Genomic DNA, 9,267 nt, shown 5'->3' on the forward strand with positions numbered 1-9,267 from the left:
TATAATTCGTCTCGAGCGACCGCGTGCCGGCCGCGGGTTCGAGGACGGTCATGCATACGAAACAGCAACCGGCCGGAGCAGCGCCCTCGAGTCGGACGAGCTACGCAATCAGTTACTAACACAGCCGCGTACGTCGGAGAGTTACTGCTTGAGTCGCGCGACGTTCTCTCGGATCTGGCCAAGGAGACCGTCGCCCGACTCGGTCTGGAGGGCGGCGTGCAGTGTCGAATTCTCCGGTTCGTCCTCGACGACGATCCGGAGGTAGGGCTCGAGTTGTGCGAAGTTGTCCGCGAGGACGACGGTGTGGTTGTCCTCGTTGTGGTCGACGACGCCCGCGTCGTCTAGTTTCGGGACGTGACACTGAACCGACGAGACGTAGACGCTCTTGTACTCGTTTTTCGCGACTTCGTCCGGCGGGACGTCGTGTTCCCACCCCGCGACCGTCTCGGCTAACGTCGACAGCTCGATGGGATCTTCCTGCCCGCGTAGCGCATAGAGGAGGTATCGCCGGCGGCGGTTTGCCAGCAACTCGAGGATCGTGTCAGCGGAGAGTTCTTTCTGCTCTCGGCTCGAGGTAAGGGCTTCCATAACATGATATTACCCCCCGAGGCGCAAAAGGGTGTCTTGAATATCCGAAATTCCAACAGACGATGGGTAATCCCGTATAGAGAGTTCCGTATTGTCTCCGTTACTCGGTTTTCGATGGCCTACTCGAGCAGTGAGCGCGGTTATCGCATCTCTTGTAACTGGTGTGAGACAACGATCTCGATTCGAAATCCTTTTTTATACCATGGACGGAGAAGTGGGTAGGCCGCCTTAGCTCAGACTGGGAGAGCACTCGACTGAAGATCGAGCTGTCCCCGGTTCAAATCCGGGAGGCGGCATAATGCTACGGTTCGTTGCCTATTGACCGTACAGCGGCGGATTTCGGTAGTGTTGCCCTCTCGATTTCCGGAGAGATTTGAACCGGCTCACGAACGCACCCTTCGCCGTCGGGCGTTTCACTACATTGTACGTGCCGAGGCTCTTCATTCCTTCCTATAGCGAGGTGAATTGTGTGAACGTGACCGCTGTGCGTAGCGTTTTCGGAGAAATAGTGAGTGAACTGTAGTTGTCGGTCGGGAAGATTTTAGCGAGTCGTGTACTAACGCTGACCAACGATGAACTCCCATGCGCTCGAGCAAGTTCTTCGGCGGAAGTCGATACCGCGCGGGCAAATCACTCTGCTAAAATATCTCTATGATCGTGACGAGTGGGTGCCGAGTAGCGAACTCGTCGACCAGATTCGGTGGGGGGACGAAGACGAATTTAGAGGTGTCGTGGGCGCATTTGGGAAGCGAATCAATGCAACATCGGAAATTACAGGCAAACCGGGTTCGGGCGCGTTCTTCGAGCGGAATCGGATTGACGGCGAAACGCACTATCGACTGCGGTCAGAAGCACGCGAGGCGATTGAAGAGGTGCAAGTCCTTCTCGATACCTTCGACCAGCATTCTCTGTCAGAATTACTCGAACCGGGAACGGAGATCAAGGCTGAACGGCTTGTGAGCGAGGTCTAACCCCTCTTTTTCTACTCGGCACCAATAATCGTTACTCGTCGGTCGTCGTGTCGATACCGAGCCGTTGATTCAGTCCGCAGAAACAGGTCACCGCGTTGAATCCGAATCCCAACGCCCCAACGAGAGCGACCAAGCCGGTCTTACGACTCCCGGTTCGGAGCGTGCGTACCGCGACGATGGTCAACACGACAGCGAGTAGTGTGCGGATGAGTCGGTCGCGACCGCCAACATTCTGTTCGACCATGTCCAACCAATGGGTTGCCTCGGACTTGTATTTTCCCGAGAAACAGAACCCGATCGAGACACCGACTCCGATCTGTTCGACACGGCCAGCGTCTGTGTCGGTGTGGATACAGTCGAAATTTCAGTCAACTGTCTTCGATACCGGGCTCCAGTCCGCTGTCTATTGGAACGCCGGTATGCCGACTCTGCTACTAGGCTTCTACCATCATTCCTGACAGTTCGGAGTCGACACTGGGTATATGAGTGCATCAGAATTACCCGAAATCGATGTCTCAAGCGCCTGCCGAGGCGATCGATACGATGTTGGCGAGCGTTCAGGAAGAGATCGACGACTCGGACCTTCGGTTCAAACTCCGTACCTCTCGTCAGTTGCTGCGAGTGCTCCAAGAGCGGAAGAGGCTCGAACAAGCCGCGTTGGCGGTCGACGAACTCGACGAGTCGGCCCGTGAAAACCTCGAGCGGTTAGGATATCTCGAGTAGGCAGCCAGTCGGGGGCTATCGGATGGTACTGGTCGGCGGGGCGTTCTCTCGTGAGCGGTCACCAGCGGTCGGGGTTTCACAGCGCGAGACGGTTTTGCAAGCGTTGGGTATCCCGTGCAATTATCGCCGGTCGCTACCGATTTGGTACGATTCCTCGTCGTCTAACTCGTCGAGCAACAGTACCTCGTCTTCCTCGTCCTCGAGTCGGTCCTGCAAGTCGTTGACGTAGCCCTTGTACTCGTCGAGTTGCTCCCGGAGATGCTCGGCCTCGAGTTCGAGTCGTTCGTGTTCGCGGACGAACTGCTTCGGGACTTCGACGGTCGGCGGGAACGAGACGTCCTCTCCGTCGTCGCTGGTTCGGGCCTCGAGGTCGTCCTCGGGGACGACTTCGACCTGCCCGTCGTGTTCGACGAGTTGGTCGACGTAGTCTCGGAAGACCGCGGACAGCGAGATGTCGCGCTCTTCGGCGATCGCCTGCAGCGCCTCGAACGCGTCCTCGTTGACCCGAAACGAGATGGTCTTGTTTTTGTTCCCCATCGATACCCCTAGTCGTCGTTCACGACACTTAACCATTTGTCAGACGACAGGGAGTCGATCGGTGAGAGGTGGCTCGCGACCGACCCGACTCGGCACCCGACCCGGCAGGCTATCCATCTCGAGACCCAATTGACGGCTAATGCTGTCCGATACGCCGGGAATCCACCACGTGACGGGGATCGTCGGGGGCCCACAGGAGGCGATCGACTTCTATAGCGGCGTCCTTGGCCTACGACTCGTCACGCAGACGGTCAACTTCGAGGACATCCTGCAACATCACCTCTACTTCGGTGACGCGAACGGGACGCCGGGGACGGTCCTCACGCACTTCCCGGACCCGCACGGCGATCCCGGCCGGGCGGGCAAGCCCCAGATCGAATCGGTTTCGTTCGTCGTCCCGGCCGAGTCGCTCGCGTACTGGGACACCCGACTCGCAGGTCACGACGTCGCGGTCGAGGGCCCGCTCGAGCGATTCGACGAGCGAGTACTGCGGTTTGAGGACCCCGCAGGCACGCGGGTCGAACTCGTGGCCGGCCCGCCGGTACCGACTGATATCGAGCCGTGGACCGCCGGCCCCGTCCCGACGAATCGCGCCATCTGCGGCCTCCACGGCGTGTCGACGCTGTCGGTCAACCCCTACGCGACCGCGGGGACGCTCGAGACGCTGGGGTTCGAACACGACGGGGAGGAGGACAACCGAATCCGGTATCGCGCGTCCGGATCGCGAGCGACCGTCGTGGACGTCCTCGATCGGGATGCCGAATTCGGCCGCGAAGGCCAAGGAACGCTCCATCACGTCGCGGTCCGCGTCGAACGCGAGGACGACCTCCACGAGTGGCGGGAACTCTTCGACGACCGCGGCTACAACGTCTCCCGGGTCAAAGACCGGCACTTCTTCCACTCGTTGTACGTCCGCGAACCGGGCGGGATCCTCTTCGAACTGGCGACCGAAACCGGCGGCGTCGCGGCGAACGACGGGGAGAACGAACCCGGCGAGTCGCTTTACTTGCCCGATTGGTTCGAACGAGACCGCGACTTGATCGAGAGCCAGCTCCCGGCGCTGACGGTTCCGTCGGCTGACGGTGACGACGACACGCTATGACGGACTCGAATCGACCGATGGACGCCGTCTCGGGACCCCACGCCGGCCGGCCGCTGCGCACCGCCGGTGCGCCCGCACTGGCCGCGGACGCGGCGCTCGTCTGTTGTCACGGGCGCGGCGCGACCGCACAGGGCGTCATCAACCTCATGGAGCCAGTCACACGGCACGGCGTCGCCGTCATCGCGCCCCACGCGGAGCGAAGCCGGTGGTATCCGAAACCGTCGACCGCGCCGCGAGCCGACAACGAACCGTGGCTCACCTCGAGCATCGATTGCGTCGCGGCCGCACTCGAGCAAGCCCGCGCCATCGACGTACCGCCCGAGCGGACCGTCATCGCGGGCTTCTCACAGGGTGCCTGCGTCGCCGCAGAGTTCGTTCGACGCAGTCCAGCCCGCTACGGCGGACTCGCTGTCCTCTCCGGACAGCTTCCCGGTTCGGACGCGGAACTCCGTTCGACCGCGATCGACGGCTCGCTCGAGGGGACGCCGGTCCTCGTCGGCTACGGTGCGGCCGATCCCTATGCCGACCGCGAACGGGTCTCCGAGACGGTCCGCGTCTTCGAGCGAGCGGACGCCGCGGTCGACGAACGGTGCTATCCCGACGTGGGCCACGAGGTCACTGACGACGAGTTCGACGCGATCGGCGCGATGCTCGAAGCCCTGCTATAGAGCCGGCGTCACAGTCGCTCGCGGTTCGAAAACAAAGATAACGAGTGCAGCCGGTGCGGATTCAGACCGTCGCTTCCGGATCGTCGTTCGCGTCGATGGTCTCGAGGCTCTCGAGCGCCTGAATCACGTCGTTGCGGTAGTTGACGACGGGTGAGTCGTAGCGCTCGCGGGCCATCTCGGCGTACTCGTTGGTTGGTGCGGTCGAGCCGCTTTCGGGCGCTTCCTGCTCGGCTTCCCACGCCTCGAAGGCCTCGATGCGATCGAGGGTTCGCTCGGCGGTTTCGACGACCCAGCGGTCGCGGGTGGCGTCGTCGACGACCGCGATAGACTCGGGTCGCAGGGAGACGTTGACGGTGCCGTCGTCGGTCTCGTAGGTGCGGGGTTTGCCGACGATGGAGACGTAGGCCGGCGGTTCCGTATCACGCAGGACCGAGGCGGCCTCGGGCTGGTACTGGCCGGCGTAGACGAAGAACGTCCCAGTCGGGCCGACGACCCGGCCGCGCCAGTACTCGCTGTCGTCGCCGACGTCTTCGGTTTCGGTGAGGGTGCCGGCGACGAACACGCGATTCGCCCGGTCGCCGGTTGGGAGCAGCGCGTAATTGGGCGCGCGCTCGTCGTCGCTCTCTTTGAAGGTGTACGTCGAATCGTTGAATTCCGATGCGAAGACGCGGCGGGCGACTTCGCGGGTGAGTTCTGACTGGCTCATTTCACATCGACCTCGCTTTGATCAGCAGTTCCTCGGGATCGGCCGGCCCGTCGAGTTCCTCGACGTCGTCTGCCAGCACGTAGCGGCCGAACGTCGGCCCCTCGATGCGGTAGTAGGTGCCGATGATATCATCGGCGATCTCGTCGGCGACGACGGTCGTATCGAGCGCGTCCATCGCCATGTCCTTTGCCTCCTCGAGGCTCAGTCCGGTCAGGTCCTCGGTGGCGTCCTTGTCGAAGATGACCTCGTGGGCGTCGATGCCGTCGTCGACGACGGCCTTGATGCGGAGGTCGAACTCGCCTTCGCCCTCGCCGTGTTCGTTACAGCGACCGTTCTGGAGGACACGGGTACAGCCCTCCTCCGGACAGCGCTTGATCAGCCCGCTGCCGCTTTGCATGTCGACCAGTGCGCCCTCGATCTCGCTGGTGTCGTTGCCGACTTCGAGATCCTCGTCGAGTTCCTCGATCACCGTCGTCGAGTTGAGTTTGACCGAATACCGGCCCTGGTACTCGTCGGTGACGACGTTGCGAAGCTCGTAGACCCCGCCTTCCTCGAGCGCGGGGAGATCGGATTTGGCCCACTTGGTGAACTTGATCGTCCCGGTCGGGTCGCCTAGCAGGCCGACCTGTGCGACCGAGTCGCTGCGGGGATCCCAGAGTTCGATGACCTTGGCGGTGAGGTCGATCCACTCCTCGGGCTCGTCGACGTCCTCGACGTTTGCCGCCTCGCTGTCGCCGCTCGAGATGTCCTCTCGTTCGAGACCGGCCTCCTCAAGGTAGTGGTTGGTGACGCTCCGGCGCGCCTCGTCGATCGGTACTTTGTATTCGTCGACGAGCGTGGTCAGGCGCTCTTCGACGTCCTCGACGCTTACGTCGTCGAGGTGGTCCGAAAACTGCTCGTGGATATCGTCCGCGTGTTGTCCTACGTCGCTCATTGTGTCTCGCCTCCTCTTTGGTTTCACTGGGAGGCATACGTCCGTTCGCGCCCGATAGTATTTAAAGTACCGCCACCGGAGCGAAAGTGAACGCCGGCGAAAGAAACCGCAAGCGGGCGGCGATGGGGGCCTCCGGTCTCGTGATCGATATCGGCGCGGTCGATCTATTCGACACCAACTGAGAGCCGATACGTACCCGATCATACAGCCGCCGTACGACCGGGTGTAAATTGTTTCAATTGGTACCGTTGGAACGTTGCCATGGGATCCGCCGCACGACAGCTCCCTTGGAATCGACAAATCGATCGGTACGGGTGACAGAAGTGTGGTGACTACTGTTTTAATTTGTCTCAGACTCGGCTAAACTCACTGTCCCTGCTCGGTATCCGGGCGACGGGCGTGCATGAGCGAGTCGTTGTTTTATTGAATTGCGTGCGGGACAGAACCGTGGCCATGAACGCGGAAGGTATCATTGCGATTGCTATCTTGGGGTTGAACGCTATGGCAGTCATCGGCGCAATCTGGGTGATATGGATCGAATGGGGTGCGGGTATTTTCGCCTCTCTGTAGAGAGAAATGTATGGCCAGGGCACGCCTATTCGTTAGTCAATTCGTCGAAAAATTGGCTGTGATCGGTTCCGTATGAAGACTTCTACGCCCTCACTATCGCTACTGCTCGCCGACCGCGAGCGCCGACTCGAGCGCGTCGCCGATCGCCTCGGTGCCCGCGTCGTCGACGGCGACGAGCGGCGGCCGAACGTCGTCGCTGGGAATGATCCCCCGCTCGGCCAGCGCGGTCTTCGCCGCCGGGGCGAAGCCGTGGGTCGTACACGCCTCGAAGAGCGTCGAGATTGCGTCGCGCTGTAGCTCCCGCCCGCGCTCGTCGCCGGCTCGCTCGAACGCCTCGCCCATGATCTCGGGAATGACGTTCGACAGCGCGTTGACCCCGCCGTCGGCACCCATTCGCAGTGCGGGCACCAGCAGGGCGTCGTAGCCCTGCAGACAGAGGAACTCATCAGGCGCCCCCTCGAGCACCGAGAGGAAGTACGCGAGGTCGCCGCTCGAGTCCTTGATCCCGAGCGCCCGCTCGTGGTCCGCGACGGCGGCGACCGTCTCGGGCTCGATTCGCTGGCCCGTACACTGCGGGATGTTGTACAGCAGGAGGGGGAGCGACGCCTCCTCGAGGACGGCCTCGAAGAACCGTTGGTTCCCTTCAGGTGCGTTCGCGGCGATGAAGTACGGCGCGACGATTGCGGCGGCGTCGGCACCGGCTTCGGCGGCGCGGTCGATCGCAGCGACCGTGTCGGTGACACTCGTCGCGGCGGCTCCCGCGACGACAGGTACCTCGGCGTGCTCGACGGTCGCCTCGAGAACGCGGTGTTGCTCGTCGGCCGTCAGCGACGGGAATTCCCCGGTCGTTCCGCAGGGGAAGACCGCGTCGATGCCGCCCTCGTGGAGGTGCTCGAGCAGGTCGACCAGCGCGTCCTCGTCGATCTCTCCGTCGTCGACGGGCGTCACCAGCGGACAGGTGATCCCTCGGAGCGAATCGCGGATAGCCATGTCCGTGGATTCGGCTACCCGGGCAAAACCGTTGTCATCGGTGTCACACGCTCGGTGGATCCCACGACCGCCCACGGCCAACAGTATATGTGTCCGGCGGGCGAACGATGGCCCAATGGCGGATCGGCGTCAACTCGAGCGGTTCCTCCGTTCGACGCTCCAGGAGGCGGGCGAGCAGTTCGAAGAGCTCCGCAGATCGACCGACGAGCAACTCGAGGAAGCCCGCGATTCCTACGAAGTCGCGAAGAACGCCCGCGGACTGCCATCCGACGAGGCGGGCCGGGCGAAGATCGTCTGCCGACGCTACGCCGAACAGCGCGCGGCGAAACTCGACGCGGAGTACCGGCCGGCCTGTTACGAGGCGGGCCATCCCGACTGCGAAGGCTGTGCGGAGGATGTCCGCGCCGGGCGCATCGAGACGTGGTAAGATGGACCGGCCGATCATCGCCTGCGTCCTCGCCGGCGGCATCGGCAGCCGACTCTACCCCGCGAGCCGGGGCGACCGCCCGAAACAGTTTCTCGCGCTCGGCGAGGAGCGTTCGCTGCTCTCCCGGACGATGGATCGCACGGCCTTCGCCGACGAGCGCTACGTGCTCACTCGAGACTCCTTTGCCGACGAAATCCACGGCCACGCACCCGAAGCGGGCGTGCTGGTCGAACCCGACGGCAAGGACACCGGCCCGGCGCTGGTCTACGCCGCGTGGCGGCTCCGCGAGCGGTTCGACCGGGAGCCGGTGTTGGTCTGCCTTCCCAGCGACCACCACGTCGACGACGAGGCGGCGTTCGCGACCCGACTCGAGCGCGCCGCCGAAATCGCGGTCGAAACGGACGGGCTGGTCACGCTGGGCGTCGAGCCGACGCGGCCGTCGACGGGCTACGGGTACGTCGTCCCCTCGGGGAGCAGTCCCGATGGCGACTCCGGCGCTGACTACGCCGCGGTCGAGCGCTTTACCGAGAAACCCGACCGCGAGGACGCGGTGCGACTCGTCGACGCCGGCGCGTACTGGAACGCCGGCGTCTTCGCGTGGACGCCCGGCGCGCTGTTGGACGCGGCTCGGGACTCGCCGCTCGCCCCGCTGGTCGAGGCGCTCGAGGCCGGCGACCCGGACCGCGGCTTCGACGCGGTCGACCCCGTCAGCGTGGATTACGCGATTATGGAGCGCGCGACGGACGTCTTCGTCACCCCGCTGTCGGTCGCGTGGGACGACCTCGGAACGTGGGACGCCGTCGGCCGAACCCTCGAGTCGGATGCCGACGAAGCGGGAGGCACAGCGAACGACGCCGTCGCTGGGGATATCCTCTCGATCGACGCCGCGAACAACGTCGTCGCGGCCCCCGACGCTCACGTCTCCTTGCTCGAGGTAGAGGACCTGATCGTGGCCGCCTACGACGATCGGATTCTCGTCGCGCCGCGAGACTCCTCACAGCGGGTCCGGGACGCGGTCACTCGACTGCGCGAGCGCGATCTGTTCTGAGAC

At 63.3% G+C, this 9,267-nt stretch carries 12 protein-coding genes and 1 tRNA gene; 7 read left to right on the forward strand and 6 right to left on the reverse strand.

Features of this window, described 5'->3' with window-relative positions; genetic code table 11:
- Nucleotides 1-141 precede the first annotated feature (141 nt).
- Nucleotides 142-588, reverse strand: a complete 447-nt coding sequence (locus tag ACJYUO_RS00115) for a DUF7344 domain-containing protein (RefSeq protein WP_494343393.1) — start codon at nt 586-588, stop codon at nt 142-144.
- Nucleotides 589-810: 222 nt separating this feature from the next.
- Here ACJYUO_RS00115 and ACJYUO_RS00120 point away from each other — a divergent pair.
- Nucleotides 811-884 (forward strand) — tRNA-Phe (locus tag ACJYUO_RS00120).
- Nucleotides 885-1,160: 276 nt separating this feature from the next.
- Nucleotides 1,161-1,559: a hypothetical protein gene (locus ACJYUO_RS00125; protein WP_494343394.1), complete on the forward strand. Its 399-nt coding sequence runs from the start codon at nt 1,161-1,163 to the stop codon at nt 1,557-1,559.
- Between the two features lie 31 nt (nt 1,560-1,590).
- On the opposite strand, the gene ACJYUO_RS00130 is transcribed toward ACJYUO_RS00125, so the two are convergent.
- Nucleotides 1,591-1,803 carry a YgaP family membrane protein gene (locus tag ACJYUO_RS00130; protein WP_494343395.1) on the reverse strand — a complete coding sequence of 71 codons (213 nt, stop codon included), beginning with the start codon at nt 1,801-1,803 and terminating at the stop codon, nt 1,591-1,593.
- Between the two features lie 266 nt (nt 1,804-2,069).
- Here ACJYUO_RS00130 and ACJYUO_RS00135 point away from each other — a divergent pair, with 266 nt between their 5' ends.
- Entirely contained in the window at nt 2,070-2,282 is a 213-nt protein-coding gene (locus ACJYUO_RS00135) for a hypothetical protein (protein ID WP_494343396.1), read from the forward strand.
- Between the two features lie 120 nt (nt 2,283-2,402).
- On the opposite strand, the gene ACJYUO_RS00140 is transcribed toward ACJYUO_RS00135, so the two are convergent.
- Entirely contained in the window at nt 2,403-2,819 is a 417-nt protein-coding gene (locus tag ACJYUO_RS00140) for a DUF8146 domain-containing protein (RefSeq protein WP_494343397.1), read from the reverse strand.
- Nucleotides 2,820-2,958: 139 nt separating this feature from the next.
- Between ACJYUO_RS00140 and ACJYUO_RS00145 the strand changes: the two genes are divergently transcribed.
- Nucleotides 2,959-3,921: a VOC family protein gene (locus ACJYUO_RS00145; RefSeq protein ID WP_494343398.1), complete on the forward strand. Its 963-nt coding sequence runs from the start codon at nt 2,959-2,961 to the stop codon at nt 3,919-3,921.
- On the forward strand, nt 3,918-4,589 hold the full coding sequence (locus ACJYUO_RS00150; protein ID WP_494343399.1) for an alpha/beta hydrolase: 672 nt from the start codon (nt 3,918-3,920) through the stop codon (nt 4,587-4,589). Before ACJYUO_RS00145 ends, ACJYUO_RS00150 begins: the two co-directional genes overlap by 4 nt.
- 61 nt (nt 4,590-4,650) lie before the next feature.
- Here ACJYUO_RS00150 and ACJYUO_RS00155 read toward each other — a convergent pair whose 3' ends face one another.
- The 3 genes from ACJYUO_RS00155 to ACJYUO_RS00165 form a co-directional block, all read right to left on the reverse strand.
- Nucleotides 4,651-5,295: an RPA family protein gene (locus tag ACJYUO_RS00155; protein WP_494343400.1), complete on the reverse strand. Its 645-nt coding sequence runs from the start codon at nt 5,293-5,295 to the stop codon at nt 4,651-4,653.
- 1 nt (nt 5,296) lies between these two features.
- On the reverse strand, nt 5,297-6,229 hold the full coding sequence (locus ACJYUO_RS00160) for a replication factor A (RefSeq protein ID WP_494343401.1): 933 nt from the start codon (nt 6,227-6,229) through the stop codon (nt 5,297-5,299).
- A gap of 669 nt (nt 6,230-6,898) precedes the next feature.
- Nucleotides 6,899-7,789, reverse strand: a complete 891-nt coding sequence (locus tag ACJYUO_RS00165) for a dihydrodipicolinate synthase family protein (protein WP_494343402.1) — start codon at nt 7,787-7,789, stop codon at nt 6,899-6,901.
- A gap of 115 nt (nt 7,790-7,904) precedes the next feature.
- On the opposite strand from ACJYUO_RS00165, the gene ACJYUO_RS00170 reads away from it, so the two are divergent.
- Both ACJYUO_RS00170 and ACJYUO_RS00175 read left to right on the forward strand, forming a co-directional pair.
- Complete coding sequence (locus ACJYUO_RS00170) at nt 7,905-8,216, forward strand: DUF7091 family protein (protein ID WP_494343403.1); 312 nt, start codon at nt 7,905-7,907, stop codon at nt 8,214-8,216.
- Nucleotide 8,217: 1 nt separating this feature from the next.
- On the forward strand, nt 8,218-9,264 hold the full coding sequence (locus tag ACJYUO_RS00175) for a mannose-1-phosphate guanylyltransferase (protein WP_494343404.1): 1,047 nt from the start codon (nt 8,218-8,220) through the stop codon (nt 9,262-9,264).
- The last annotated feature ends 3 nt before the right edge of the window (nt 9,265-9,267 follow it).

The sequence above is a fragment of the Natrinema sp. CRL1 genome, assembly GCF_059162405.1.